The sequence below is a fragment of the Devosia sp. UYZn731 genome (genome assembly GCF_040546795.1).
Taxonomy (GTDB): domain Bacteria; phylum Pseudomonadota; class Alphaproteobacteria; order Rhizobiales; family Devosiaceae; genus Devosia.
Genome location: NZ_JBEPOL010000001.1, coordinates 377,597 through 402,346, shown reverse-complemented (window position 1 = coordinate 402,346; position 24,750 = coordinate 377,597). Strand labels below are relative to the sequence as shown.

The 24,750-nt window shown below is 62.7% G+C and carries 29 protein-coding genes; 22 read left to right on the top strand and 7 right to left on the bottom strand.

Annotated features, from left to right (window positions below):
- Positions 1-80: 80 nt before the first annotated feature.
- From acpS to ABIB57_RS01825, 8 genes are all read left to right on the top strand, one after another.
- Positions 81-509: a holo-ACP synthase gene (gene acpS, locus ABIB57_RS01860; protein WP_354038142.1), complete on the top strand. Its 429-nt coding sequence runs from the start codon at positions 81-83 to the stop codon at positions 507-509.
- Between the two features lie 30 nt (positions 510-539).
- Complete coding sequence (lepB, locus tag ABIB57_RS01855) at positions 540-1,358, top strand: signal peptidase I (RefSeq protein ID WP_354038141.1); 819 nt, start codon at positions 540-542, stop codon at positions 1,356-1,358.
- Entirely contained in the window at positions 1,355-2,062 is a 708-nt protein-coding gene (gene rnc / locus ABIB57_RS01850; protein WP_354038140.1) for a ribonuclease III, read from the top strand. The genes lepB and rnc overlap by 4 nt, the downstream gene beginning before the upstream one ends.
- Positions 2,059-2,985, top strand: coding sequence for a GTPase Era (era, locus tag ABIB57_RS01845; RefSeq protein WP_354038139.1), 927 nt, complete (start codon positions 2,059-2,061; stop codon positions 2,983-2,985). Before rnc ends, era begins: the two co-directional genes overlap by 4 nt.
- A gap of 4 nt (positions 2,986-2,989) precedes the next feature.
- Positions 2,990-3,373: a YkvA family protein gene (locus ABIB57_RS01840; protein ID WP_354038138.1), complete on the top strand. Its 384-nt coding sequence runs from the start codon at positions 2,990-2,992 to the stop codon at positions 3,371-3,373.
- A 7-nt stretch (positions 3,374-3,380) separates the two neighbouring features.
- Entirely contained in the window at positions 3,381-4,091 is a 711-nt protein-coding gene (gene recO / locus ABIB57_RS01835; RefSeq protein ID WP_354038137.1) for a DNA repair protein RecO, read from the top strand.
- Between the two features lie 546 nt (positions 4,092-4,637).
- Entirely contained in the window at positions 4,638-6,935 is a 2,298-nt protein-coding gene (gene parC, locus ABIB57_RS01830) for a DNA topoisomerase IV subunit A (RefSeq protein ID WP_354038136.1), read from the top strand.
- A gap of 14 nt (positions 6,936-6,949) precedes the next feature.
- Positions 6,950-7,258: a Dabb family protein gene (locus ABIB57_RS01825; protein ID WP_354038135.1), complete on the top strand. Its 309-nt coding sequence runs from the start codon at positions 6,950-6,952 to the stop codon at positions 7,256-7,258.
- Between the two features lie 177 nt (positions 7,259-7,435).
- On the opposite strand, the gene ABIB57_RS01820 is transcribed toward ABIB57_RS01825, so the two are convergent.
- The 3 genes from ABIB57_RS01820 to hemB are packed head-to-tail and all read right to left on the bottom strand — an operon-like array spanning position 7,436 to position 9,807.
- Positions 7,436-8,164: an arginyltransferase gene (locus ABIB57_RS01820; protein ID WP_354038134.1), complete on the bottom strand. Its 729-nt coding sequence runs from the start codon at positions 8,162-8,164 to the stop codon at positions 7,436-7,438.
- A gap of 59 nt (positions 8,165-8,223) precedes the next feature.
- Entirely contained in the window at positions 8,224-8,736 is a 513-nt protein-coding gene (locus ABIB57_RS01815) for an RDD family protein (protein ID WP_354038133.1), read from the bottom strand.
- A gap of 57 nt (positions 8,737-8,793) precedes the next feature.
- Positions 8,794-9,807 carry a porphobilinogen synthase gene (gene hemB, locus ABIB57_RS01810; protein ID WP_354038132.1) on the bottom strand — a complete coding sequence of 338 codons (1,014 nt, stop codon included), beginning with the start codon at positions 9,805-9,807 and terminating at the stop codon, positions 8,794-8,796.
- A 97-nt stretch (positions 9,808-9,904) separates the two neighbouring features.
- On the opposite strand from hemB, the gene ABIB57_RS01805 reads away from it, so the two are divergent.
- From ABIB57_RS01805 to ABIB57_RS01790, 4 genes are all read left to right on the top strand, one after another.
- Entirely contained in the window at positions 9,905-10,294 is a 390-nt protein-coding gene (locus ABIB57_RS01805) for a DUF6163 family protein (RefSeq protein ID WP_299727765.1), read from the top strand.
- 199 nt (positions 10,295-10,493) lie between these two features.
- The gene (gene ldtR, locus ABIB57_RS01800; RefSeq protein WP_299752654.1) at positions 10,494-11,003 is read left to right on the top strand and encodes a transcriptional regulator LdtR; all 510 of its coding nucleotides are present in this window, start codon (positions 10,494-10,496) and stop codon (positions 11,001-11,003) included.
- Between the two features lie 413 nt (positions 11,004-11,416).
- On the top strand, positions 11,417-12,622 hold the full coding sequence (locus tag ABIB57_RS01795) for a L,D-transpeptidase family protein (RefSeq protein WP_299727770.1): 1,206 nt from the start codon (positions 11,417-11,419) through the stop codon (positions 12,620-12,622).
- Between the two features lie 100 nt (positions 12,623-12,722).
- Positions 12,723-12,926, top strand: a complete 204-nt coding sequence (locus ABIB57_RS01790) for a DUF6898 family protein (protein ID WP_354038131.1) — start codon at positions 12,723-12,725, stop codon at positions 12,924-12,926.
- A gap of 104 nt (positions 12,927-13,030) precedes the next feature.
- Here the strand turns inward: ABIB57_RS01790 and ABIB57_RS01785 are convergent, their stop codons facing one another.
- Positions 13,031-13,486, bottom strand: a complete 456-nt coding sequence (locus tag ABIB57_RS01785) for a BA14K family protein (protein ID WP_354038130.1) — start codon at positions 13,484-13,486, stop codon at positions 13,031-13,033.
- Positions 13,487-13,683: 197 nt separating this feature from the next.
- On the opposite strand from ABIB57_RS01785, the gene glyA reads away from it, so the two are divergent.
- From glyA to nusB, 4 genes are all read left to right on the top strand, one after another.
- Positions 13,684-14,988 (top strand): serine hydroxymethyltransferase, encoded by a 1,305-nt coding sequence (gene glyA / locus ABIB57_RS01780; protein ID WP_354038129.1) that lies wholly within the window; start codon positions 13,684-13,686, stop codon positions 14,986-14,988.
- Positions 14,989-14,996: 8 nt separating this feature from the next.
- On the top strand, positions 14,997-15,476 hold the full coding sequence (gene nrdR / locus ABIB57_RS01775) for a transcriptional regulator NrdR (RefSeq protein ID WP_299727782.1): 480 nt from the start codon (positions 14,997-14,999) through the stop codon (positions 15,474-15,476).
- Positions 15,477-15,572: 96 nt separating this feature from the next.
- Entirely contained in the window at positions 15,573-16,046 is a 474-nt protein-coding gene (locus tag ABIB57_RS01770) for a 6,7-dimethyl-8-ribityllumazine synthase (RefSeq protein ID WP_354038128.1), read from the top strand.
- A 58-nt stretch (positions 16,047-16,104) separates the two neighbouring features.
- A complete protein-coding gene (gene nusB / locus ABIB57_RS01765) occupies positions 16,105-16,599 on the top strand; it encodes a transcription antitermination factor NusB (RefSeq protein WP_354038127.1) in 495 nt (164 codons plus the stop codon).
- A gap of 246 nt (positions 16,600-16,845) precedes the next feature.
- On the opposite strand, the gene ABIB57_RS01760 is transcribed toward nusB, so the two are convergent.
- Positions 16,846-17,295 carry an outer membrane protein assembly factor BamE gene (locus ABIB57_RS01760; RefSeq protein ID WP_354038126.1) on the bottom strand — a complete coding sequence of 150 codons (450 nt, stop codon included), beginning with the start codon at positions 17,293-17,295 and terminating at the stop codon, positions 16,846-16,848.
- 156 nt (positions 17,296-17,451) lie between these two features.
- Here ABIB57_RS01760 and ABIB57_RS01755 point away from each other — a divergent pair, with 156 nt between their 5' ends.
- The 6 genes from ABIB57_RS01755 (at position 17,452) to ABIB57_RS01730 (ending at position 21,878) form a co-directional block, all read left to right on the top strand.
- Positions 17,452-17,979, top strand: a complete 528-nt coding sequence (locus tag ABIB57_RS01755; protein ID WP_354038125.1) for a ubiquinol-cytochrome C chaperone family protein — start codon at positions 17,452-17,454, stop codon at positions 17,977-17,979.
- Positions 17,976-18,533, top strand: a complete 558-nt coding sequence (locus ABIB57_RS01750; protein WP_354038124.1) for a YceD family protein — start codon at positions 17,976-17,978, stop codon at positions 18,531-18,533. The genes ABIB57_RS01755 and ABIB57_RS01750 overlap by 4 nt, the downstream gene beginning before the upstream one ends.
- Positions 18,534-18,695: 162 nt before the next feature.
- Positions 18,696-19,763, top strand: coding sequence for a phosphate acyltransferase PlsX (plsX, locus tag ABIB57_RS01745; protein ID WP_354038123.1), 1,068 nt, complete (start codon positions 18,696-18,698; stop codon positions 19,761-19,763).
- Entirely contained in the window at positions 19,760-20,737 is a 978-nt protein-coding gene (locus ABIB57_RS01740; RefSeq protein ID WP_354038122.1) for a beta-ketoacyl-ACP synthase III, read from the top strand. The genes plsX and ABIB57_RS01740 overlap by 4 nt, the downstream gene beginning before the upstream one ends.
- A gap of 249 nt (positions 20,738-20,986) precedes the next feature.
- On the top strand, positions 20,987-21,298 hold the full coding sequence (locus ABIB57_RS01735) for an integration host factor subunit alpha (protein WP_299727806.1): 312 nt from the start codon (positions 20,987-20,989) through the stop codon (positions 21,296-21,298).
- 124 nt (positions 21,299-21,422) lie between these two features.
- On the top strand, positions 21,423-21,878 hold the full coding sequence (locus tag ABIB57_RS01730) for a MerR family transcriptional regulator (RefSeq protein WP_299727832.1): 456 nt from the start codon (positions 21,423-21,425) through the stop codon (positions 21,876-21,878).
- A 188-nt stretch (positions 21,879-22,066) separates the two neighbouring features.
- On the opposite strand, the gene ABIB57_RS01725 is transcribed toward ABIB57_RS01730, so the two are convergent.
- Complete coding sequence (locus ABIB57_RS01725; RefSeq protein WP_354038121.1) at positions 22,067-23,098, bottom strand: Gfo/Idh/MocA family protein; 1,032 nt, start codon at positions 23,096-23,098, stop codon at positions 22,067-22,069.
- A gap of 61 nt (positions 23,099-23,159) precedes the next feature.
- Positions 23,160-24,686, bottom strand: coding sequence for an MDR family MFS transporter (locus ABIB57_RS01720; RefSeq protein ID WP_354038120.1), 1,527 nt, complete (start codon positions 24,684-24,686; stop codon positions 23,160-23,162).
- Positions 24,687-24,750 lie beyond the last annotated feature (64 nt).

The following is a 24,750-nucleotide window of genomic DNA, read 5'->3' as shown; positions in this document are numbered from 1 at the left end:
GCGCCAAAAACTGGATGGTATTCCTCCCCCTCCCAGGGGGAGGTTAGGTGGGGGTCTACCCCACCAACAGGAGCCACACCATGATCCTCGGTCTCGGCTCCGACCTCATCCAGATCCACCGCATCGCCAACACGATCGACAAATACGGCGACCGCTTCACGCAGCGCTGCTTCACCGAGATCGAGCGCCGCAAGTCCGATCGCCGCGCCCAGCGTGCCGCCTCCTACGCCAAGCGCTTTGCCGCCAAGGAAGCCTGCTCCAAGGCCCTCGGCACTGGCCTTAGTTTCGGCGTTTATTGGCGCGACATGGGCGTCGTGAACCTGCCATCGGGCAAACCGACCATGCACCTGACCAATGGCGCCGCCAAAGCGCTTGCCCGCCTTGTGCCGCCCGGCCATGTTCCCCACATTCACCTGACCATCACTGACGACGCCGGCCTCGCGCAAGCGTTCGTGATCATCGAAGCGCTGCCGGCCAACCAAGTTGACCAGACCCCCGCAACGCTCTAACCGTCTGCAAGCACCGTTTCGGGGATATCAATGAGCCAGTCCGCACCAAAAACCAGCAAGAAGTCGGCGACCAACGAGTGGTGGGATACCATCGTGGTGGTGGTCGAGGCTCTGCTGATCGCCATCGTGCTGCGCTCCTTCCTCTACCAGCCCTTCTCGATCCCGACCGGCTCGATGCAGCAGACCCTGATGATTGGCGATTACTTTGTCGCCAACAAATGGGTCTGGGGCTATGGTAAGCACTCCTTCTCGCTCGGCCGCTACGGCGATTTCACGCTGCTCGATTTCGAACTGCCCATCAATGGCCGTATCTTCGGCCGCGAGCCGAACCGCGGCGATGTCGCCGTGTTTCGCCCGGTGCCGCAGAACATCGAATACATCAAGCGCGTCGTCGGCCTGCCGGGTGACCGCATCCAGATGAAGGCCGGCCGCCTCTACATCAATGATGTCATGGTCGAACGCGAGAAGGTCGGCACCATCATCGATACCGACAGCACCGGCGATGACCGCCAGGTCACGGTCTATAAGGAAACTTTCCCGGAGGGCACGACCCACATCATCCAGGAAATCTCCGACGACGCCCAGCTCGACAATACCCAGGAATACGTCGTCCCCGCCGGCCATTACTTCATGATGGGCGACAATCGCGACCGCTCCGCCGATAGCCGCGTGCTGCAGTCGGTCGGCTACGTCCCCGCCACCAACCTGATCGCCAAGGCCGAAGCCACCTTCTTCTCGATCACCAACAATATTCCGCCCTGGCAGATCTGGCAGTGGCCCGCCAATGTTCGCTGGGACCGCATGTTCCAGAACGTCAATAACTACACCCCGCGCGTTACCGGGCAGTGAGCCAGCGCGCCCGGTCTCATGCAGCTCTGGAACAACGGCTAGGTTATCGCTTCGCCGACCCGGACCTGCTTGACCGCGCGCTGACCCATTCCAGCGCCCTCTCGCCCGCCAAGCGCATCGAGCGCTCCTACCAGCGCCTCGAATTTCTCGGCGATCGCGTGCTTGGCCTGGTTGTCGCCGACATGCTTTATCGCCGCCTGCCCAAGGCCAATGAGGGCGAACTCTCGCGCACCCTCAACACCCTGGTGCGCAAGGAAACCTGCGCCATCATCGCCCGCCAGCTCAATCTTGGCGCGGAAATGAATCTGGGCACCAGCGAAGCGCGCACCGGCGGCGCCGAGAAGGAAGCCATTCTCGGCGACGTCGCCGAAGCCGTCATCGGCGCCATTTATTGCGATGGCGGCCTCGGCAAGGCCTATGAATTGGTCGAGCGCATGTTCGGCGACCAGTTGGCTGAAGGCCATGCCGACCGCGCCGATGCCAAGACCACGCTGCAGGAATGGGCGCAGGCTCGCGGCCTCGAACCGCCCGCCTATATCCAGGCGGCCCGCACGGGCCCCGACCACGCCCCCGAATTCACCATCACTGTAGCGCTCGGCGATTTCCCCGCCCTCAGCGCCACCGGCCCATCCAAGAAAATCGCCGAACACAAGGCCGCCGAGGCCTTCCTCATCGCCCAAAACGTCTGGAAACCCCCCGCATGAACCAATTACCTCTCGTTGAAACCTCCTGTGGCTTCATCGCCCTCGTCGGCGCCCCCAATGCCGGCAAATCGACCCTGCTGAACGCCCTTGTCGGCACCAAGGTGTCGATCGTCACCCACAAGGCCCAGACCACCCGCAGCCAGGTCCGCGGCGTCGTCACCCTTGAGGACAAAAAGGCCCAGCTCGTCTTCATCGACACGCCCGGCATTTTCGCGCCCAAGCGGCGGCTCGATCGCGCCATGGTCGATAGCGCCTGGGGCGGGGCAGGGGATGCCGACATCGTCGCCTTTATCCTTGATGCCGAAAGGGGCTTAGGCCCGGATCTGGAATCTCTTCTGGAGGGTCTGGCCAACGTCAACCACCCCAAAATCCTCATCCTCAACAAGGTCGATGCGGTCAAGCGCGAGCACCTCCTCAAGCTCTCCGAGACCATCAACGAGAAGCTGCGCTTCGAAGCCACCTTCATGATTTCGGCGCTCAAGGGCGACGGCGTGCACGACTTCATGGATTGGTGCGTCAAGCACATCCCGCCCGGCCCTTGGCATTTCCCCGAGGATCACCTCACCGATCTGACCATGGCCATCACCGCCGCTGAGATCACGCGCGAAAAGCTGTTCCTGCGCATCCACGACGAAATTCCCTACAATTCCACCGTCGAGACCGAGAGCTTCAAGATCCAGAAAGACGGCTCCTACAAGATCGACCAGGTCATCTACGTCACCCGCGATACCCACAAAAAGATCGTCCTCGGCGCCGGTGGCCGAACCATCAAGACCATCGGCCAGGAAAGCCGCAAGGAACTGATGGAGATGTACGAAGTCCCCATCCACCTGTTCCTCTTCGTCAAAGTCCGCGAAAAGTGGGGCGACGACCCCGAACGCTACCGCGAAATGGGCCTGGAATACCCCCACGGGAAGAACTGAGCCGATGACCGCCTGGCTTGATCGCGCCAAGCAATGGGCGCGTGCGATCAAGCGCGACGTCATCGCGATCTGGCTGGCCGCGCGCGACCCGCGCACCCCGTGGCCCGCCCGTATCCTCGCCGCCTGCATCGCCGCCTATGCCCTGTCGCCGGTCGACCTGATCCCCGATTTCATCCCGGTGCTCGGCTATCTCGACGACCTGCTGATCGTCCCGCTGGGCATCTTGGCCGTCGTCCGGCTGATCCCCGCTCCGCTCCTGGCCGAACACCGCGCCGCCGCGACGCTCATCGCCGCCAAGCCTGTCAGTCGCATTGGCCTGGTCGCCATCATCGTCCTTTGGCTACTGGCGCTGCTCGCCATCGCCATGTTCTTCACCGATCTGCTATAAGTTCGCCATGGAATGGACCGGCGAAGGCCTGCTGATCGGTGTGCGCCGCCACGGTGAAACCAGCCTCATCGCCGAGGCCATGGTCGTCGGCCGCGGCCGCTGGCTTGGCCTCGTGCGCGGTGGCCGCGCCCCCAAGACCGCCGCCATCTTCCAGCCCGGCAACACCGTCCAACTGGTCTGGCGCGCCCGCCTTGAAGACCACCTCGGCACCTTCACCACCGAACTCCTCACCGCCCGCGCCGCCGACCTCATCGCCGACCGCACCCGCCTCTACGCCAGCCAACTGATCTGCGAACTCCTCCACCTGCTCCCCGAACGCGACCCCCATGACCGCCTCCTCGGCATGGCCCTGACCCTCCTCGACACCGCCCCCGACGGCGCCGCCATCGCCCGCTTCGAACTCGCCGTTCTCGACGAACTCGGCTTCGGCCTCGACCTCACCGCCTGCGCCGCCACCGGCGTCACCACCGATCTGACCCACGTCTCCCCCAAATCCGGCCGCGCCGTCTCCCGCGCCGCCGCCCAGCCCTATCTCGACCGCCTGCTGCCGCTCGCCGCCTGCCTCACCCACCGCGGCAACGCCTCCCCCGACGACATCGCCAACGCGTTCAAGCTCACCGGCCACTTCCTCGACATGCACGTCTGGGGGCCCCGCGATATCGCGGCGCCGTCTGTGCGCGATGCGTTGATCGCCAGCCTAACCCGACACGACCACTGAGGGCGCCTCCAACCCCCACCCATCCTCCCCCTGGCAGGGGGAGGAGTTCGCTCCACCCGTTGACCTGGATTTTGCGCGATCAGCCGGACCTCCTTCTCCTCCCCCTTCCAGGGGGAGGCCGGGTGGGGGTGTGCGAGCCCCCATCCCTTCATTCAATCCCCCTTATCCCCCCTCCCCAAATCCTCCCGTATCCTCTCCCCATTCCCACGCAACACTGCGCGGTCGCGACGAACGGTCGGCGTGGGGACAGCCGGTGGGTTCGGGGTCGCCCGGTCCCGGCGGGCGAAACTCGGCATGTGGGTCTGCGATAATGGCCCATCTGAACCGGACCCGCCCAAAATCCCGGCCCCTGCGGCGAGACGCTGTCTCGTTCTTTTCTACAACCCCTTGAGGCACGTCTCGCCACAGGCCGCATCTCCCACCCGCACGCCTCCGGCGCTGCGGTCAAACCCGCTGAAACCCCTGCAAAACCGTGCCTCAGCGCTGCCTTCCAAAACCATTCCCGCTATAGTCCAATCCTGATTCGTTCTCCCGAGACCTCTCCCCATGGCCGCATCCGATACCCTTCCCCCCGCCGACGATCAGCGCATCGTCGATCTGCGTGCGGCGCTGGAAGAGCGGTATCTGTCCTATGCGCTCTCCACCATCACCCAGCGCGCGCTCCCCGATGCCCGCGACGGCCTCAAGCCCGTGCATCGCCGCATCATCCACGCCATGCGCCTGCTCAAGCTCGATCCGAACCAGGGCTACAAGAAATCCGCCCGTATCGTCGGCGACGTGATCGGTAAATTCCACCCGCACGGTGACCAGTCAATCTACGACGCCCTGGTGCGCCTCGCCCAGGATTTCGCCCTGCGTTACCCGCTGGTCGATGGCCAGGGCAATTTCGGCAATATCGACGGCGATAGCGCGGCGGCCATGCGATACACCGAATCGCGCATGACCGACGTGGCCACGCGCCTCCTCGAAGGCATCACCGAAGACGCCATCGATTTCAAACCCACCTATGACGGTGAGGACGAAGAGCCCGTCGTCCTACCCTCCAACTTCCCCAATCTGCTGGCCAATGGCTCCACTGGCATTGCCGTGGGCATGGCCACCTCGGTGCCGCCGCATAACCTCGTCGAGCTGTGCAATGCCGCCCTCAAGCTGATCTACAATCCCGCCGCGACGACCGAAGAACTGATCCATCAGGACCTGTCGAGCCCGCTCAGCCCCGACGATCTGGTGCGCGGTCCCGATTTCCCCACCGGCGGGCAATTGGTCGAAACCCGCTCGGCTATCGTCAATGCCTATGAAACCGGCCGCGGCTCGTTCCGCCTGCGCGCCGTCTGGGAAAAAGAGGAAAAGGGCAGGGGCGTCTATCAGATCGTTGTCACCCAGATCCCCTACGGCATCCAGAAATCCCGCCTGGTCGAAAAGATCGCCGAACTGCTGCTGGCCAAAAAGCTGCCGCTCCTCAAGGACGTGCGCGACGAAAGCGCCGACGACATCCGCCTCGTGCTCGAGCCGCGCGCCGGCACCGTCGACGCCAATATCCTGATGGAGCAACTGTTCCGCACCACAGATCTCGAAGTGCGGTTCCCGCTCAATCTCAACGTGCTCGACAAGGGCACCGTGCCCCGCGTCATGAGCCTGGGCGATGCCCTGCGCGCCTGGCTTGATCACCGCAAGATCGTGCTGCAGCGCCGCACCAGCCATCGCCTCGAACAGATCGCCAACCGCCTTGAAGTGCTCGAAGGCTACATCATTGCCTACCTCAATCTCGACGAGGTGATCCGCATCATCCGCGAGGAGGACGAGGTCAAGCCGATGTTGATGAGCACCTTCTCGCTCACCGACAATCAGGCCGAAGCCATCCTCAACATGCGCCTGCGCTCCTTGCGCAAGCTGGAGGAAATCGAACTCCGCAAGGAACACAGCGACCTGACCGACGAAAAGGGCCGCCTCGAATTGCTTCTGGCCTCCGACAAGCGCCAATGGGGCGAAATTTCCAAGCAGGTCGAGGCCCTCAAAAAAGCCTATCCGATGTTCGACGCCAATGGCGCCCTGCATCCGCTCGGCGGCCGCCGTTCCATGTTCGGTGATATGCCCAGCGCCGACCATGCCGAAGTCACCGAAGCCTTCATCGAGCGCGAGCCGATTACCGTCGTGCTCTCCGAAAAAGGCTGGATTCGTGCCCTCAAGGGCCACAATGCCGAGGTGGACGAGAAGGGCTTCAAGGCCGGCGACCGCCTCAAGCTCAGCCTGAACGCGCAAACGACCGATAAACTCCTGCTGCTGACAACCGGCGGCAAGGTCTACACCCTGGGCGGCGACAAGCTCCCCGGTGGCCGTGGCCAGGGCGAGCCGGTGCGCATTATGGTCGATATCGAGGAAGGCCAGGACATCCTCGACCTGTTCCTCTATCGCCCCGGCACCAAGCGCATCATCGCCTCCGCCGCCGGCTATGGCTTCATCGTGTCGGAAGACGAAATGATCGCCAATACCCGCAAGGGCAAGCAGATCCTCAACGTCACTGCGCCTGACGAGGCCAAGCTGCTGGTGCCGCTGGCCGGCGACCGCGTCGCCATCATCGGCCAGAACCGCAAGCTGCTGGTCTTCCCGCTAGCCCAGCTCGCCGAAATGGGCCGTGGCAAGGGCGTCCGCCTGCAAAAATACAAGGACGGCGGCGTCTCCGACCTCAAGACCTTCTACGCCGCCGATGGCCTGACCTGGACCGACAGTTCCGGCCGCACCTACACCAAGCCCATGGAAGAGCTCACCGACTGGTCCGGCGACCGCGCCACCGCCGGCCGGCAACCGCCGAACGGCTTCCCGAAAAACAATAAATTCGTCGGCTGAGAGAGCGAAGCGTCATGATCCGCCACTGCGTCTTCTTTAAATTCCGCTCCGATGTCACGCAGTCTGAGCGCGATGGCATCTACGCCCAACTCGGCGCGTTAGTGGGCCCAATCGACGGCCTGCTCTCCGCCAAATTCGGTCCCAACGTCTCCCCAGAAGGCCTCGCCAAGGGCTTCAACGACGGCTTCATCATGGACCTGCGCGACGCGACTGCACGCGATGCCTACCTGGTCGACCCCGCCCACCAAGCCGCCGGCGGCCGCCTCGTCGCCGCCCTCGAAGGCGGCACCGATGGCCTGATCGTGTTCGATCTGGAGGTGTGAAGCGACGCCTGCCTCGCCAATTCGATCACCTATCTCCCCATACTCCGTCCTTCCCGCGGACTTGATCCGCGGGCCTCTCGCAACCCGGAGCATGCTGGAATTGGCCCCCGGATCAAGTCCGGGGGAAGTGCGGTGATTGGGACGCATAGCGCGTGCAGCACCTGCAGGCTGGCGGCTCTAAACGAGAGCGCACCACCCCAGCGGACCCTTCTGCACCTGCAGCGGCTGATAATCCGCCTTATAGGCCATCTTCGGGGAATCTTTCACCCAATACCCGAGATACACATAGCCCAACCCCGCCGAGCGTACCTGCGCGATATGGTCGAGAATGAGGAAGGTCCCCAGGCTCCGATGCGCCAGATCGGGATCATAAAAGCTGTAAACCATAGACAGCCCGTCGGGCATCACATCCGTCAGCGCCACCGCCACCAGCGGTTGGTCCGGGTGATCGCGCAACCGATACTCCACCAGCACCGATTGCACCGGCGTATCCTCGACCATGTATTCATAGTCGACAAAGCTCATCTGGTTCATGCCGCCGCCGGCATGGCGCGACTCCAGATAGCGCTTGAACAAATCGTATTGCTCGCTGGTCGCGATCGGCGACCGCACATCCACGCTCAGATCGCCATTCTTGGCCGCGACCCGCCGAAACCGCCCCGACGGCGCAAACGCATCCGCCACGATCCGTACCGACTGGCAGGCATTGCAGCCCTCGCAGGCCGGCCGATAAATCAGGTTTTGACTGCGCCGAAACCCATTCTCGCTGAGCAGGTGATGCAGGCTCGATGCCCGCCGCCCGGTCAAATGCGTGAACAGCTTGCGCTCCTGCTTGCCCGGAAGATACGGGCACGGCATCGCCGCGGTTAGGAACAGCTGCGTGGTTTCCGGAGTCTGGTCGGTCATCTAAAGCACTGCCATGGCATTGCCACAGTGTAGTCCCGCCGGCGTTCACCCGCAACGCTTCAATAAGCAGGCTCGTTCCGCGCGCGCCAGTGGCGCTCCATCGGCGACCGTCGCACCATCAAAGTGCCCACGATCAGGTCATGAATCATCTGCCGGCGCGGAGTGAACAGAGCCGCCAGCAGCGAGATCGGCCACGAAATCCAGAAAGTGATCCAGAACACCGCTGCATGAACGAACGCCATCGGCCCGTGCAATGGTTGTCCGCGAGTCGGCGTCAGCACGAGGTCCATGGCCTGCATGCCCAGCGTCGCCCGCTTGGCCGAGCCGAGCGTCGCGCCATAGTACAGCACAACCGTGGCCGGAATGACCACGAACAGCGCCAGCCAAGCCAGCCCGAAGGTCAGAAAGCCCGCAACCAGCCCGACCATGCTGAACACCGCGATCAACGCGCCCATCACCAGCACGTCGATGAACCACGCCGCAACGCGCCTTGTCAGCAGCCCCTCGAACAATTCGGGAGCCGTCGACGGATCGGGCAGGGTAGGGCGGGTATTTTGATAGGTCTGGTCCATGCCAATCAAATTGCCACGGCTTGCCCCCTTCGCAAGAGGCTGGGCACAAAAAAGTGGCTACCTGCCCAAGTCCCGCGCCACCTCCAGCGCAAAATACGTCAGCACCCCGTTGGCGCCCGCGCGCTTGAAGGCATAAAGGCTCTCCAGAATCGCCCCCTTGCGATCGATAGCCCCCGCCGCTGCCGCCATCTCGATCATCGCGTATTCGCCACTCACCTGGTAGGCGTAGATCGGGATATTGAACGCGTCCTTGGCCCGCCGCACGATGTCCAGATACGGCATGCCCGGCTTGACCATGACGCTGTCCGCGCCTTCCTCGATGTCCTGCGCGATCTCGCGCAGCGCCTCGTCGGAATTGGCATAGTCCATCTGATAGGTCTTCTTGTCGCCCTTGAGCCGGGCCCCCGAGCCCACCGCCTCGCGGAACGGCCCATAGAAGAACGACGCATACTTGGCCGCATAAGCCATGATCTGCGTCTGCTCATGCCCCTCGCCATCCAGCGCCATGCGGATCGCCGCCACCCGCCCATCCATCATATCCGACGGCGCGATGATGTCCGCCCCCGCCGCCGTCTGCACCAGCGTCGAGCGGATCATCACCTCGATGGTCTCGTCGTTCAGCACATCGCCGTCCCGCACCAGCCCGTCCTGGCCGTCGCTCGAATATTCATCCAGCGCCACGTCGGCGATCAGCCCGATTTCCGGCACCGCGTCCTTGATTGCGCTCAGCGCCCGGCACATCAGATTGTCCGGATTGTAAGCCTCCGCCGCGTTCTCGCTGCGCAGATGCTCCGGCGTATTGGGAAACAGTGCCAGCGCCGGTATCCCGGCGTCCCGCGCCGCCCTCGCCGCCGCCACGCACAGGTCGACGCTAAGCCGCTCCACGCCCGGCATGGTGCGGATCGCCGTCTTCTCGTTATGCCCCTCGATCACGAACAGCGGCCAGATCAGGTCGCTCGGCGTCAGCATGGTCTCGCGCACCATGGCTCGGCTCCAGGCCGTCCGCCGCGTCCGGCGCAACCGGCGGCCGCCCAGGAACTCCATGTCGTGCTTGTTCCACTGCTCGGCCATCGTTCGTCTCCACAAATGCTGTGGCTTCTTACCAGCCGCCGTTCACAGCTTAAAGGCGTAGCTTGTCGCAGCCCCGGCCAAGCGCTAGAAATCCGCCATGGATTTCAACGCACCTGCCATCAGCATCTACATCCGCATCGTCGCCATCATCAGCCTGCTGCTGGGCCTCAACGATGCCGCGCGCCTGCTCGGCGTTAATCTCGGCAATGTCTCGCCAATGGCGACCCTGGGCATGACCGGGTTCGTCTACCTGGCCATATTCTCGCTGACGCGCCTGTTCGCGGCCGTAGGCCTGTGGATCAAGGCGAGCTGGGGCGCGGTGCTGCTTGCCGCCGCCACCTTCATCGAGATGGTGCTTTATCTGATGGGCAATCCCGACATCCGCATGAGCGCCTTCGGCTTTGCCGTACGCCTGCTGCTGCTGGTGTCGATCCTCATCATCTTCGTGCTCGGCGTCCGCCTCCGCCGCGCCCAGGCACATGACTAACAAGCCGATAACGAGGTCTTCAGACCCTGTTTAGGTTACAACTTTATGCACTGGTGTAACGAAGAATAAAGCCAAATTCTCGAACTATTCCAGTAAGATAGTTTTAAGCGTGCGGCTTAGCCCGATCTTAGTCTGGCAGCCGTAGTTTGGCCTCATGAGATGCGAAAAATCGCACAGTCGGAACAACAGTGAGGCTAGAATGGCAATCAAATCCAACGCCGCCGAGGCTATGGTCCCGGAACGTACCCAGAGCTTGAAGCCGCTTTATCTCGAGGCTGTTTCCCGGGTCGAGCGTCTGCATCGTCGCCTGCTCGATCTGATAAAGGACGAGTTCGACCGCATGGGCTGGGACGATATCAATCCCGTCCAGGCGCTGCTGATGTTCAACATCGGCGATGCCGAGCTGACTGCCGGTGAACTGCGCTCGCGCGGTTACTATCTGGGCAGCAACGTGTCCTACAACCTCAAGAAGCTGGTCGAAACCGGCTATATCTTCCAGGAACGCTCGCGCACCGACCGCCGCTCGGTCCGCATCAAGCTGACCCCGAAGGGCGAAGAAGTCGCCGAAGTCATCGATGAGCTCTATGACCGCCACCTCAAGTCCATCGACAAGGTCGGCGGCCTGGGCGACGACGAATTCGACGGCCTCAACAAGGCCCTGGCCCGCCTCGAGCGCTTCTGGGTCGATCAGATCCTCTACAAGCTCTAGGGTCGGTCGGAATTCGGCTCAGCCCGAGTCGAAAAGGTAGGTTCGCGAGAACCCGGGCCGGAGCGTACCTTGAGGTACGTGAGGACCGGAAGCGTAAGGAACCTGCCTTTGCAGACCGGGATCAGCCGAATTGTTGCCTGCACGCCACACCTGAAAGCAAACGCCAGCCTCGCGCTGGCGTTTTCACATTCCTGCCGCAAATCACCCTAAGAGAGGACGTTGAGTGGTTTGAAACCATTTCCCGCATAATCTTGGTTCACAAACCTTTACGGGTTCACAGTCGGTTGACCGACATTGTGACCGGCGGGACGCAATGGTAAAAACTGACAGCTTCGCGGCTAGGCAATTCGGGTGATTTAATGCGGCTCAATCGACGTACTCTCCTCCGCTCCATGGCTTTGGCGGGGGCATCCGTGGCTCTGCCAGCCGGCGCCCGCGCCCAAGAGTCGATTCTCGATATGTTCGGTCGCAACCAGGTGTTGCGCGAAGTCGATCAGGCCGGCAACACCAGCGCGGCCCAGGCTCTGATTGAAACCAACGAGCCGATCCTGTCATTTGATACGGCGTATAATCTCCAACTGGCGATTTCGCAGTACGAGCCCTTCGTGGCCAATGGCGGTTGGGAAGAAATTCCGCAGGAGGCCTACAATCTGAGCGTTGGCAAGAGCGGCAAGGCCGCCATCCAGCTCAAGCGCCGCCTCATCCAGTCTGGCGACATGCCGTTTGTCGACAATGTCAGCGATACCTTTGACCAGACCGCCGATGCCGGGGTCCGAGCCTTCCAGGCGCGCCATGGCCTCATCGTCAATGGTCAGGTCGATGAGCCGACCTGGTACGCCATGAACGTGCCGGCCCAGACCCGTCTCAACCAGCTCTACCTCAATGCCACCCGCGTGCAGACCATGGCCGCGAACCTGTCCGATCGCTATGTCGTGGTCAATATTCCCGCCGCCACCATTGAGGCCGTCAACGGCGGCATGGTCGAGCAGCGCCATACCGCTGTCGTCGGGCGCGTCGAGCGCGCCACCCCGATCATGGCCAGCAAGGTCACCCAGATTAATTTCAACCCCTACTGGCACGTGCCCAAGTCGCTGATCCAGCAGGATTTGACCAAGTACATGCAGGAAGACCCGCAGTACCTCGCCAAGCAGAATATCCATATCTACGACGGCAAGGGCAACGAGATTTCCCCTGAGACCATCGATTGGACCAATATCGGCCAAGCGGTGAACTACATGTACCGCCAGGAGCCGGGCGCTGAAAATTCCATGGGCCATTGCAAGATCAACTTCTTCAATCCCTATGATTGCTATCTGCACGATACGCCCACCAAGGCGCTGTTCGGCGAAAACGCCCGCTTCCATTCCTCTGGTTGCGTTCGCGTCGAGGGCGTCAACCAGTTGGTCAACTGGTTGCTGCGCGACAATGGCGATTGGGATCAGGCCCGCGTCGACCAGACCTTCGAGTCCAACGAACGCCTCGATGTCGATTGCAAGGCTCGCGTGCCGCTGCACACCACCTACATCACAGCCTGGGCTAACAAGCAGGGCACCGTCAGCTTCCGCGACGACGTTTATAAGTTCGATGAGCAGGGCAAGGTCACCTTCGATCAAGCTTAGTCTTTTCGCTTCCCGAATACGCAAACGCCCTCCCATCCCGGAGGGCGTTCGCATTTGGTCGAGACTCGTGCATTCTGGCCTTGGCCGGAGGGCAGGGCAGATGAGCGACGGAGAAGTGCTTTTTGAATTCGTGCAGGTCGGCCAGCAGATGCGCGTCGCCGCCATCCACGTGCCAACTGGCACCGAGGTCATCGTCATCACCCCCGTCGTCGCCACCCGAACCCAGATGCAGCAGGTGGCGCTCGCCAAGCTGCGCAAGAAGCTGGGCGACGCCCCGCTGAAACCCGAGCCGCGCCGGTTCTAGCCGGCCTTGCTATTCGCCAATGACATTTAGTTTGGCGTTCGACGACAAATGGCGACCAACAAAAAAGCCCCGGTTTCCCGGGGCTTTCACATTGCTTCTCGCTACTACAGATTGCACTGGTGGCGACGGCCGTCGTAACCCACATAGGTGTCGCTGCGCGCATCATACGAGCGATAGCGGGCAAAGCACGCCTGGACATGCGAGTTGCCGTTGCCGCCATTGTAGACCCGACCGATCACCCGGTCATTGTTATTATTGGAATTGGCGAGCGCGCTGCCCAGGATGGCGCCGAAGCCAAAGCCGAACAGGCCGCTGGCAATATTGTCCAACCCGCTACGGCGCGAGCGATAGAAGCGGTCGTAATCGGAATCGTGCCAGCCACCGCCATAATAGCTGCGGCAATCGCGGTCGCGCGGATTGCGGTCGCAATAGCTGGTGATGACCCGATCACGCTGTCCGTAACCGAACTGCACACTTTGCGCCTGCGTCGGAACCACACTGGAAATCGCCACGGTGGCGACCAGCGCCAGCGCTGTAAGTCCCTTGCTCAAAACGTTCATTTTGTGTCTCCTGAAGACCCACCCGCGACCGGATATTCCAGTCTCTGCGAAGGCAATGCGCAGATGGTGCTCAGGGTTGCGTCAAACCCTGCGAAATCGCGCCGCGGCGCTTGGATTGGCGGTCGGGTTTGTGCTACAGGCTGCGTCAACACCCCATGCCCAGCACAACATCTCGGGAAAGCCCCAGGAGATCGCCCATGAGCGCTGCAAATTCCCTTCCGCTATTCCCCGAGTTCTTCAGCGCCTCGCTTGCCGATACCGATCCCGAGATCGCCGGCGCGATCGAGAACGAATTGGGCCGCCAGCAGCATGAAATTGAGCTGATCGCCTCGGAAAACATCGTCTCGCGCGCTGTGCTTGAAGCGCAGGGCTCGATCATGACCAACAAGTATGCCGAGGGCTATCCCGGCAAGCGCTACTATGGCGGCTGCCAGTTCGTCGACGTTGCCGAGACGCTGGCCATCGAGCGGGCCAAGCAGCTCTTCGGCGCCAAGTTCGCCAACGTTCAGCCCAATTCCGGCTCGCAGATGAACCAGGCCGTGTTCCTGGCCCTGCTGCAGCCCGGCGATACCTTCATGGGCCTCGATCTGAATTCGGGCGGTCACCTGACCCACGGCTCGCCGGTCAATATGAGCGGCAAGTGGTTCAACGTCGTCTCCTACGGCGTGCGCCACGACGACCATTTGCTCGACATGGAAGAAGTCGAACGTCTCGCCCGCGAGCATAAGCCCAAGCTGATTCTGGCTGGCGGCACCGCTTATTCCCGCTTCTGGGATTGGGCCCGCTTCCGTGCCATCGCCGATGAAGTGGGCGCTTACCTGATGGTCGATATGGCTCACATCGCGGGCCTCGTGGCTGGCGGCGTGCACCCGTCGCCAGTGCCTCACGCCCATGTGACCACCACCACCACTCACAAGTCCCTGCGCGGCCCGCGCGGCGGCATGATCCTTACCAACGACGAGGATCTGGCCAAGAAAATCAATTCCGCCGTGTTCCCCGGCCTGCAGGGCGGCCCGCTCATGCACGTGATCGCCGCCAAGGCCGTCGCCTTCAAGGAAGCGCTGCAGCCCGAGTTCAAGGCCTATGCCGCCCAGGTCGTCGCCAACGCCAAGGCGCTGGCTGAACGCCTGAAGTCGCATGGCCTTGAGGTCGTCTCCGGCGGCACCGACAACCACTTGATGCTGGTCGACCTGCGCCCCAAGAATGCCACCGGCAAGCGCGCCGAACAGGGCCTGGGCCGTGCGTTCATCACCTGCAACAAGAATGGCATTCCCTTCGACCCGGAAAAGCCCTTCGTCACCTCGGGCATTCGCCTGGGCACTCCGGCCGGCACCACCCGCGGTTTCGGCGTCGCCGAATTCCAGGAAATCGGCGATCTGATCGTTGAAGTGCTCGATGGTCTGCGCGAAGCCAATTCCGACGAGGGTAATGCCCTGGTCGAAGCGGCCGTGCGCGACAAGGTTAAGGCGCTCACCGCCCGCTTCCCCATCTACGCGAGCTAGGATTTGTAATGCGCTGTCCCTATTGCGGTAACGACGACACCCAGGTCAAGGACAGTCGCCCCACCGAAGACTCTGGCGCCATCCGCCGCCGCCGCATCTGTTCCGGCTGCGGCGGCCGCTTCACCACCTTCGAGCGCGTGCAGTTGCGCGACCTCACCGTGGTCAAGAAAAGCGGCCGCAAGGTCCCTTTCGATCGCGAAAAGCTCGCCCGCTCGGTCAACACGGCCCTGCGCAAGCGCTCGGTCGATCCCGAGCGCAGCGAGCGCATGATTTCGGGCATCGTCCGCCAGCTCGAATCGCTGGGCGAAGTCGAAGTCACCTCCGACCAGATCGGCGAATACGTCATGGAGGGCCTCAAGGGCCTCGATGACGTGGCCTTCGTGCGCTTCGCCTCGGTCTACAAGAACTTCTCCGCCGCCGACGATTTCCGCTCGTTCCTCAGCGAATTGGCGAAAGACCCAGGCCCCGCCGCAGTCGACGACGACTGATCCAGCCGTCCCTTTCCGTCGCCTATTCGGTTGAAGTTCCCGCTGGGGGCGACTATGGGGTTGATGATCGGCGACTTCCGCAACAAGGACTGACACATGGCCCCGGCAGGCGCGACTTTTCCCATCGATATCGCCTCCGGCGATGAGCAGCATTTCCTGGTCGTCGAGTCGCGTTACGACGCCGACCGGGCCGACGAAGCCCTCAAGGGCGCCAGCGAAGTGCTCGAGACCGCCGGCGCCAGCTACGATGTCGTTTCAGTCCCCAGCGTGCTCGAAATTCCCGCCGCCATCGCCATGGCGCTTGAAGCCGGAGACTATGACGGCTTCATCGCTTTGGGCGTCGTCGTTCGCAACACCACAGTCGCCGTCGGTCATGTCGTGCCCGAAGTCACCCGCGCTCTCCTCGAACTCTCCGTGGTCGATGGCCTACCCCTCGGCAACGGCCTCGTCATGGTCGAAACCGAAGGCGAAGCCCACGGCCAGACCGCCACGGTCGGCAAGAATGTCGGCGGACGCGCCGCGCGGACCGCTCTGGCCATGGCCGCCCTCAAACTGAAATTGAACGCATGAGCATGACGCCGAACACCACTTGCCAGCCCTTGGGCAAGACTATGCAGGAACGCAATTGATGGCCGACGCCCCCAAACGCGATCCACAGGCCAGCCACTCCGCCAATCAGCGCGGCGCCGCACGCCTTGCTGCCGTCCAGGCGCTCTATCAAATGGATGTGGGCCGCGCCACGCTCGAAGACACGCTGGCCCAGTTCGGCGCCTTCCACCTCGGCCGTGAGATCGAAGGCGAGCAATATCTGCCCGCCGATGCCGATTTCTTCCGCCAGATCGTCGCCGGAGTCGCCAAGTTCCAGCTTGATATCGATCCCGCCGTCGATCGCGCCCTGTCGGACGGCTGGCCGGTCGAACGCGTCGACGCCACCCTGCGCGCCATACTGCGCGCCGCCGCGTTCGAACTGCTGCGCCGCAAAGACATTCCGCCCCGCGTCGTCATCACCGAATACGTCGATATCGCCAAGGCCTTCTACGAAGACGACGCCCCCGGCCTCGTCAACGCCGCCCTCGACGCCATCGCCCGCGAAGCCGGCTCGGACCTGACCGAAACGCAGTAAGCGTGCCTGCCGCCGCCCTTCAGCCTCAACCCCCAATCCCACCCACCGCCTTCCCGCGGGCTTGACCCGCGGGCCACCCTCAGCCGGCACAAACGGCCAAAGGCCCGCGGATCAAGTCCGCGGGAAGACCGAGGGTGAGGATAGCTTTGGGTGCGTCTCGTCTTGTCCCCCGGGTCGGGACTGCACACTCACCAAAACAAAAAAAAGCCCCGGTCTCCCGGGGCTTTTTCAATCTCTGCGCTCTGACTAGAACGACTGCAAAATCTGTTCCACGAACGTGCGGTCCTCGCCGAACGACTGGGTGCGCCGCGTCTCCACGGTAACCGCCTTGCCGTCAGCCAGCGAATACACCGCCTTGTCGATGACCTTCTTGTTCTTGTCGAAATAGATCGCCAGCACGGTCCGCGACTTGATCATGTTCATGCCGAACGAGGTTTCCTGAACCTTGGTCTCGACATAATAAAATGCTGTCTGGTCGCCGAACGTATTGGTCGTCTGGGGCGAACCCAACACCAGCGTCACCAGTTCCTGGCTCTGGCCCGGGCGGATTTGCTGCAGCGCGGTATCGGGAATTTCATAGCCCTGGGTCCGCTGGGTCACCAGACTCATGTTGCTCGCGCATCCCGCCAGAACGAGCGCCAGCATGGCAGCGGTAGCGATGGGTGCAAATCGACCGGCAACGATAGACAGAGGCATGAATTTGACTTTCCCGATGGCTCTCGACTATAGGCGTGGCGACAAGCGGCAGCCGCCGGAATGTTTAGCTGCCAACCCACCATCCTGGCAAGCTGGCATTGGCCAAGTTATGAGGCTTGCTGGTGTGATGACCGATCAAGACGCCGAGCGCAATCCATGATCCTGTCCCTGTTCCGCAAGACCACTGCCCCCGAGCCGGTTTACGCCGTCTATCGTGCCATTGTGGCGCAATCCCGGCAGCCCAGGTTCTACGCCGATTGGGCGGTGCCTGATACGGTCACCGGCCGCTTCGATATGATCAGCCTGCACCTGGCCCTGCTGTTCCGCCGCCTGCGCTCCGAAAACGCCGGCCAGAAGGATTTCAGCCAGGCCGTATTCGATCTGTTTTTCAAGGACATGGACCGTTCCCTTCGAGAGATGGGGGCAGGGGACCTCGCCGTCCCCAAGAAAATCCAGAAGATGGGCAATATCTTCTTCGGCCTGCTCGCCGCCCTCAATGAGGCCATGGACCGCAAGGACCTGTCGGCGCTCGAAGCCGTGCTGTGCCGCAACGTTTTCGACGGCGCCGAGGGCCCCCATATCCTTGCCCTCGCCGAATATTTGCTGACTGAGGACGCCCGTCTCGCCACCCAATCCGCCGACACTATCGTCAACGGCGCCATCGCTTTCGAGGCCGCTGCATGAGCCATCATCAGGATACCCCGATTCTCGACGCCATCATTCGCTTCGACCGCCTCCCAGCGTCCGGCCGCGAACTTGAAGTGACGCCCGACACCGAGGCGCTGGCCGCCACGGCTGCCATCCTCAAGATCACCACCGTCGAGGCCTTCCACGCCACCCTGACCGCCGTGAAGCTGCGCGGCGGTATCCGCGTCCAGGGCCGCCTGACCGCGCGTATAGTCCAGCCTTCCGTGGTGACCTTCGATCCAGTGACCCAGGATATCGACGAGCCGGTCGACCGCCTCTTCGTGCAAGGCCCCGACAAGCCGCACAATCCCGCCCCCGGCGCCGAAATCTTCGTCGATCTCGAAGACGAGGACTTTCCGGACCATGTGGACGGCAACGAGGTCGACCTGTCGGCACTGTTGATCGAAACCCTCGCCCTCGCCATCGATCCCTATCCGCGCCTGCCTGGCGAAAGCCTTGATACCATCGGCATCGATCTGGCAGACAAAGAGGAAGGCCCCTTTGCCGGCCTCAAAGCCCTCAAGAACCCGGACGACAAAGACGGCGCGTGATTGCAGCCCCCCTCCAAGGGCTTGCGCCGTGGGGGCGATGAGATATGTTGCGCCAGCGCCCCAAGCGTCGCGCAAAGCAGTGGGAACCGGTTTTTTGCAGGCGTCGATGCGGTTACAAAAGAGTAGGGTCGCACACCCTTGCGGGCCGGACTATTGGCGGAAATGACCGACACAATTCGAATTTCAGTGGATGCCATGGGCGGCGACAATGCCCCTCGTGCAGTGATCCATGGCGCCCATCTGGCGCTCAAGGAACGCAAGAACACGTCTTTCATCTTCCACGGGCGGCAAGAGCTGATTAATCCGCTGCTCGATGAATTTCCCGCGCTCAAGGCCCATTCCATCGTGCGCCATTGCGAAATGGTCATCGCCTCGGACGAAAAGCCCAGCCAGGCCCTGCGCAAGGGCAAGAACGTTTCGTCCATGTGGCAGTCCATCCAGGCCGTCAAGGATGGCGAGGCCGATGTCGCGGTCTCGGGCGGCAATACCGGCGCACTGATGGCCATGTCCACCTTTTGCCTCAGGCCCATGAAAGGCATTTCGCGCCCCGGCATCGCCGCCATCTGGCCGACTTTGCGCAGCGACATCATCGTGCTCGATATGGGCGCCACCATCGGCGCCGACGCCCGTCAATTGGTCGATTACGCCATTCTGGGCTCGGCGCTCGCCCGCGCCTTGTTCGATCAGGATTCTCCCACCATCGGCCTGCTCAATGTCGGCACCGAAGAGGTCAAGGGCCTCGAGTCGATCAAGGAAGCCGGGCGTATCCTGGCAGCCGCCAGCGGCGCCGGCTTCACCTATCATGGCTTCGTCGAAGGCGACGATATCGGCAAGGGTACCGTCGATGTCATCGTCACCGAGGGCTTTGTCGGCAATATCGCGCTCAAGACCGCCGAAGGCACTGCCCGCCAGGTCGCGTCCTACCTGCGCAGCGCTCTCAGCGCCAATTGGATGAGCAAGCTCGGCGCGCTCCTTGCCACCTCCGCTCTCAATGCCCTGCGCCGCAAGATGGACCCGCGCACCGTCAATGGCGGCGTGTTCATGGGGCTCAACGGCATCGTCATCAAATCCCATGGCGGCACTGACGAAGTCGGCTTCAAGAGCGCGCTGGGCCTTGGCTACGAAATGGCCCGCAGCCATCTGATCGACAAGATCACCGAAGGCATGCAGCGCTTCCCCGTCAGCGCCGTGACGGACCTGCCCACACCCGAACCCGAGGCCAGTGCGTGACTCAGACGCGATCCATCATCCGCGGTGTTGGCGGTTATTTGCCGGCCAATTGCGTGACCAATGACCAACTGGCGCAGCGCGTCGAAACCTCCGACGAGTGGATTCAGCAGCGCACCGGCATCAAGCAGCGCTATCTGGCCGCCGATGGCGAGTACACCTCCGATCTTGCCCTTGCCGCCGCCCAGCAGGCGCTTGAGCGCGCCGGCCTCACCCCCGCCGATATCGACCTGATCATCGTCGCCACCACGACGCCCGATTACACCTTCCCCTCGACCGCGACGATCGTGCAGCGCAAGCTCGGCATGCATCATGGCGCCGCCTTCGATTTGCAGGCCGTCTGCTCGGGCTTCGTCTTCGCAGTCGCCACCGCCGACAGCTACCTCAAGAATGGCCTCGCCAAGCGGGCTTTGGTCATCGGCGCCGAAACCTTTTCGCGCCTGCTCGACTGGAACGATCGCACCACCTGCGTGCTGTTCGGCGATGGCGCGGGCGCCGTGGTGATGGAAGTCGAACACGTCGGCGATGACGCCCCCGAACGCGGCGTCCTGGCCTCCAGCCTGCGCTCAGACGGCCACTATTGGGATAAGCTGTATACCCAGGGTGGCCCCTCTACGACGCTCGGCATGGGTTTCGTGCATATGGAAGGCAAGGAAGTCTTCCGCCACGCTGTCGGTATGATTACCGACGTGGTCAATTCGGTCTTTGAGACCACGGGCTATGGCGTTGAGGATCTCGATTGGTTCATCCCGCACCAGGCCAATAAGCGCATTATCGACGGGGCAGGGCACAAGCTGCACATTCCCCCCGAAAAGGTCGTCGTCACGGTCGATCGCCACGCCAATACCTCCGCGGCCTCCGTGCCGCTGGCCCTCAACGAAGCCTTCACCGATGGCCGTATCAAACCGGGCGATCTGGTGATGCTGGAAGCCATGGGCGGCGGCTTCACCTGGGCCGCCTCGCTGATCCGCTGGTAATCGTACGCTTCACCAGATTGACCTCTGGTGTTTCAAGGCGTTAGTGTCATTTCCGAGTGGAGGAACTGGGCTGGAACGAGGCGTCTTACGGCGCGTTGCGGTCAGTCCAGGCACGGAAAACTAGGGAAAAATCCCTGCCGTCGCAGCGCGATTCCTAGGGGAATCGACTGGGGCATTTAATGTGTCAGAGGTGCGAGAGGGTCGCCCGCTGACGGGATTTTAGGCCCTTTGCGCAACACGGGGGTGTCGATGACGCAGAAAACGGTGACACGTGCTGATCTGGCCGAGGCGGTCTACGGTTCCGTCGGATTATCGCGAACCGAATCGGCCGAGTTGGTTGAACGAGTGCTTGAACTGATCGGGGAGGCCCTGATCGACGGCAGCAACGTCAAGCTTTCCTCCTTCGGCTCCTTCCAGGTGCGCTCCAAGAATGAGCGGATCGGCCGCAATCCCAAGACTGGCGAGGAAGTTCCTATCCTGCCGCGACAGGTTCTTGTGTTCAAACCCAGCAACGTGTTGAAATCCAAGATCAACAAATCTATGGTTCGTACTGGAAAATAAGACCTTCTCCCGGAGCCTCGTGCGAAAAAGTGGAAGCCGGTTTTTCGCGTGAACGATACAAGCAGGTGCGGCAAAAGTCGCCGCTTCGCTGTCGGGCGCGCCTGAGGCCGGGCGCATGACCGCCGTGGAAAAATCCCCAGACGCGTTCCGGACCATTTCCGAGGCCGCCGACGAGCTCGAATTGCCGCAGCACGTGCTGCGCTTCTGGGAAACCCGTTTCGCCACCATCAAGCCGCTCAAGCGCGGCGGCGGCCGCCGCTATTACCGCCCCGAGGACGTCCTGCTCCTGCGTGGCATCCGCCACCTGCTTTACGATCAGGGCTTCACCATCAAGGGCGTCCAGCGCATCCTCAAGGACCAGGGCAGCCGCTATGTCATCGCCGTCGGCGAGGGCAAGTCCATCGACGAAATCCTGCCCCTCCTCGAAGCCGCCGAGGCCGCCAGCGACGAGGCCGAACTCGAAGAAGCCGTCATGCTCGCCAATCCCAGCCTCGACCAGGACAGCCGCAACAAACTCTCCGAGGTCCTGCGCGAACTGCTGGAGTGCAAGCGGATTTTGGAACGGGCACGGGAAACCTAAGGGCAGGGCTCTCCTCTTGCCTTACGGCCCCCTCATCCGCCCTTCGGGCACCTTCTCCCACGAGGGGAGAAGGGAAGGAACTGAAAGCTCTCAGTCGTCACCCTCGCCCCTGGTGGGAGAGGGACCGCTTGCGACGCGTTCAGCGGAGCAAGCAGGGTGAGGGGGGTGCCGCACCCTCAGCTACGCAATTACCCCCGCGGCACCACCGCCACCCCACGCTCCGCCGCCTCATAAGCCGCCTCGCACAACCCAATCGTCCTCACGTTGTCCGCCGCCGATACGCTCGGCCTCACCCCAGCCCGATACGCCGCCAATATATGCGCGCAGGTCCGCACGACGCTGTCCTGCACCACGTTCCATGGCGCCTCCATCCAGCCCTTGACCTCCGGCTCCGCCCGCAGCGTCCGCATCACGCCGTCGGCCGTCACCACCACCTGATAGTTGGCTTTGACCAACACAGAGCCCCGTGTCCCCTCCAACTCCAGCAGCACCTGCGGAAACAGGTCCGGCAGCCGCCGCGCCTCATAGGTGCATTCCACCACCGACACCGCTCCGGACTGATGTCGCACCAGCATCGTGGCCGTATCTTCGCCCGCAATCTCCGGCCGCCGCTGCTGCGTCTCCGCCGATACGTGCTTCGCCTCCCCGAGGAAAAACCGCGCCACGTCCAGCACGTGCACGCCCAGATCGTTGATCACGAACTTCTCTTCGCCCCGCAGATAGGGTTGCCTGGTATAGATGTCATGCCCGGTGCGAAAATTGATCCGCGCCCAATTGGCCTCGCCAATCTCGCCGCTGTCGAGAATTTCCTTGGCCATCTGCATCGGCGCCTGGAACCGAAAATTCTCGTGCACCGCCAGCGGCACGCCCAGCCGGTCCGCCAGGTCCCGCATGGCGATGCAATCATCCAGACTGAGCCCAAACGGCTTCTGCACGATAGTCGGCACGCCCGCATTGAGGCACAACTCCACCAGCGGCCTGTGCGAGCGCACCTGCGTCACGATATCCACCAGATCGAGTTTTTCAGCCGCCAGCATCGCCACAGCGTCGCTATAGATGCCCGCAACGATGAACGCCTCCGCCGCCGCCCGCGCCTTGCCCGCGTCCGTGTCGCAAACCGCGACCAGCTTTACGCCTTCGCTGGCCAATTGCCGCCACGCATTGAGGTGATTGCCGGCGAAAAAGCCGCAGCCGATAACGCCAACTCTGGTCTGTGCCATGAAAAAAAAGTCCCCCGCTCATCGAGCAGGGGACACAATTGCCGGCCGGTGGTCAAGAACGCTATTCGCCCGCCACGGGGACCGGCGCCCGCGATGGCAGTTTCACATCCTGCAACAGCAGCGACAGCATGAAGCCCACCGCGAACAGGCCGGCGGCGAAGTAGAACACGCCGGTAAATGCCGATCCGAACACCTGCACCACCTCCTGCGCCGCCGCCGCGGGCAGGGTCGCAATCGCCGCCGGTGTCATCTCCGTCATCGGCGCCGGCATGGTGGCCAGCGTCGCCTCGCTGATCGTGCCTTGCCCACGCAGCAGCCCCGCCGTCAGCAGACCGCCATTGGCGGCCAGCCCCAGCGATGCCCCGATCATTCGGGCCAGTCCGATAGCGCCGGTCGCCGCGCCCACATCGGCCCGTGGCGCCGCCGCCTGCACCGCCGCCATCAATGTCTGCATCTGCAACCCGATGCTGACCGAGAAGAAGAACATCAGCACGCCAATGGCCCAAAGCGGCGTGGCCGCATTGACCTGCGCGAACAGTAGCATCACCACCACGCCCAGCCCCATCGACAGCATCGGATAGGCCTTGTACCGCCCGGTCCGGGCCATCATGTAGCCAGTCCAGATCGAGCCCGCCAAGGTGCCAACCGACGAGGGCAGGAACAGCAGCCCGGCATATGCCGGTGGCAGCCCGGTCACGGTCTGCAGGAACAGCGCGAAATAGTTGAGCATGCCCAGCGTCGCCACGCCCGCCACGATCGACATCAGCAGCGACAGTGCGATGGTCCGGTTGGTCAGCAGCCGCAACGGCAGGATCGGCTCGACCGCGCGCCGCTCCACCAGCACAAAGCCGATGGCCGCAAGGATCGCCAGCGCCGGCAGCACATACAGCAACACCCCGCCATAGCCGCCACCCATCGCCTCTTCTGCCCAGAACACCGTCGCCGTCACCGCACCCGCCAGCAACAGCCCGCCTGCATAATCGATGCTCGGCCGCCGCCCGGTCTTGATGCTCGGCATGCCGAACGCCAGGATGAGGATGACCACGATGCCGACCGGCAGGTTGATCAGGAAGATATATTCCCAGCCGATCGACTGGCTGATCACCCCGCCCGCGGCCGGCCCGACAATGCTGGCCACCGTGAACACCGCCGAGCTATAGCCTTGGTATTTCGCCCGCTCGCGCGGCTCGAACAGGTCCGCCAACACGCCGAACGCCGTGATCATCAGCCCACCGCCGCCCAGCGCCTGCAGCACGCGCGCCGCGATCAGGCTCTGCATCGACCAGGCCATTCCGCAGGCCAGCGAGCCGATCACGAACAGCACGATCGCCGTCATGAACACCTGCTTGCGCCCGAACAGGTCGCCCAGCTTGCCATAGAACGGCATTACAGCCGCAGTCGTCAGCAGATAGGCGGCGCCCACCCAGCTGAACAGATCGAGATTGCCGAGGTCCGCCGCGATAGTTGGCAGCGCCGTGGCGACGATCTGCATATCGAGCACCGCCATGAACATGCCGATCAGCAGCGCGGTATAAATCACCATCTTGTGGCGATGTGACAAATTGGAAAAAGGACTGACGTCCGTCATAACGATCACCATTTATCGTGGAATGGTGTGAAACATGTGACATCAGCATATATATGTCAATGTC

Bases quoted from the DNA above. Each gene is read 5' to 3' on its own strand.
- acpS (WP_354038142.1), top strand. From the start codon at position 81: ATGATCCTCGGTCTCGGCTCCGACCTCATCCAGATCCACCGCATCGCC.
- lepB (WP_354038141.1), top strand. From the start codon at position 540: ATGAGCCAGTCCGCACCAAAAACCAGCAAGAAGTCGGCGACCAACGAG.
- era (WP_354038139.1), top strand. From the start codon at position 2,059: ATGAACCAATTACCTCTCGTTGAAACCTCCTGTGGCTTCATCGCCCTC.
- ABIB57_RS01840 (WP_354038138.1), top strand. From the start codon at position 2,990: ATGACCGCCTGGCTTGATCGCGCCAAGCAATGGGCGCGTGCGATCAAG.
- recO (WP_354038137.1), top strand. From the start codon at position 3,381: ATGGAATGGACCGGCGAAGGCCTGCTGATCGGTGTGCGCCGCCACGGT.
- parC (WP_354038136.1), top strand. From the start codon at position 4,638: ATGGCCGCATCCGATACCCTTCCCCCCGCCGACGATCAGCGCATCGTC.
- ABIB57_RS01825 (WP_354038135.1), top strand. From the start codon at position 6,950: ATGATCCGCCACTGCGTCTTCTTTAAATTCCGCTCCGATGTCACGCAG.
- ABIB57_RS01820 (WP_354038134.1), bottom strand. From the start codon at position 8,164: ATGACCGACCAGACTCCGGAAACCACGCAGCTGTTCCTAACCGCGGCG.
- ABIB57_RS01815 (WP_354038133.1), bottom strand. From the start codon at position 8,736: ATGGACCAGACCTATCAAAATACCCGCCCTACCCTGCCCGATCCGTCG.
- hemB (WP_354038132.1), bottom strand. From the start codon at position 9,807: ATGGCCGAGCAGTGGAACAAGCACGACATGGAGTTCCTGGGCGGCCGC.
- ABIB57_RS01805 (WP_299727765.1), top strand. From the start codon at position 9,905: ATGGATTTCAACGCACCTGCCATCAGCATCTACATCCGCATCGTCGCC.
- ldtR (WP_299752654.1), top strand. From the start codon at position 10,494: ATGGCAATCAAATCCAACGCCGCCGAGGCTATGGTCCCGGAACGTACC.
- ABIB57_RS01790 (WP_354038131.1), top strand. From the start codon at position 12,723: ATGAGCGACGGAGAAGTGCTTTTTGAATTCGTGCAGGTCGGCCAGCAG.
- ABIB57_RS01785 (WP_354038130.1), bottom strand. From the start codon at position 13,486: ATGAACGTTTTGAGCAAGGGACTTACAGCGCTGGCGCTGGTCGCCACC.
- glyA (WP_354038129.1), top strand. From the start codon at position 13,684: ATGAGCGCTGCAAATTCCCTTCCGCTATTCCCCGAGTTCTTCAGCGCC.
- nrdR (WP_299727782.1), top strand. From the start codon at position 14,997: ATGCGCTGTCCCTATTGCGGTAACGACGACACCCAGGTCAAGGACAGT.
- ABIB57_RS01770 (WP_354038128.1), top strand. From the start codon at position 15,573: ATGGCCCCGGCAGGCGCGACTTTTCCCATCGATATCGCCTCCGGCGAT.
- nusB (WP_354038127.1), top strand. From the start codon at position 16,105: ATGGCCGACGCCCCCAAACGCGATCCACAGGCCAGCCACTCCGCCAAT.
- ABIB57_RS01760 (WP_354038126.1), bottom strand. From the start codon at position 17,295: ATGCCTCTGTCTATCGTTGCCGGTCGATTTGCACCCATCGCTACCGCT.
- ABIB57_RS01755 (WP_354038125.1), top strand. From the start codon at position 17,452: ATGATCCTGTCCCTGTTCCGCAAGACCACTGCCCCCGAGCCGGTTTAC.
- ABIB57_RS01750 (WP_354038124.1), top strand. From the start codon at position 17,976: ATGAGCCATCATCAGGATACCCCGATTCTCGACGCCATCATTCGCTTC.
- plsX (WP_354038123.1), top strand. From the start codon at position 18,696: ATGACCGACACAATTCGAATTTCAGTGGATGCCATGGGCGGCGACAAT.
- ABIB57_RS01735 (WP_299727806.1), top strand. From the start codon at position 20,987: ATGACGCAGAAAACGGTGACACGTGCTGATCTGGCCGAGGCGGTCTAC.
- ABIB57_RS01725 (WP_354038121.1), bottom strand. From the start codon at position 23,098: ATGGCACAGACCAGAGTTGGCGTTATCGGCTGCGGCTTTTTCGCCGGC.
- ABIB57_RS01720 (WP_354038120.1), bottom strand. From the start codon at position 24,686: ATGACGGACGTCAGTCCTTTTTCCAATTTGTCACATCGCCACAAGATG.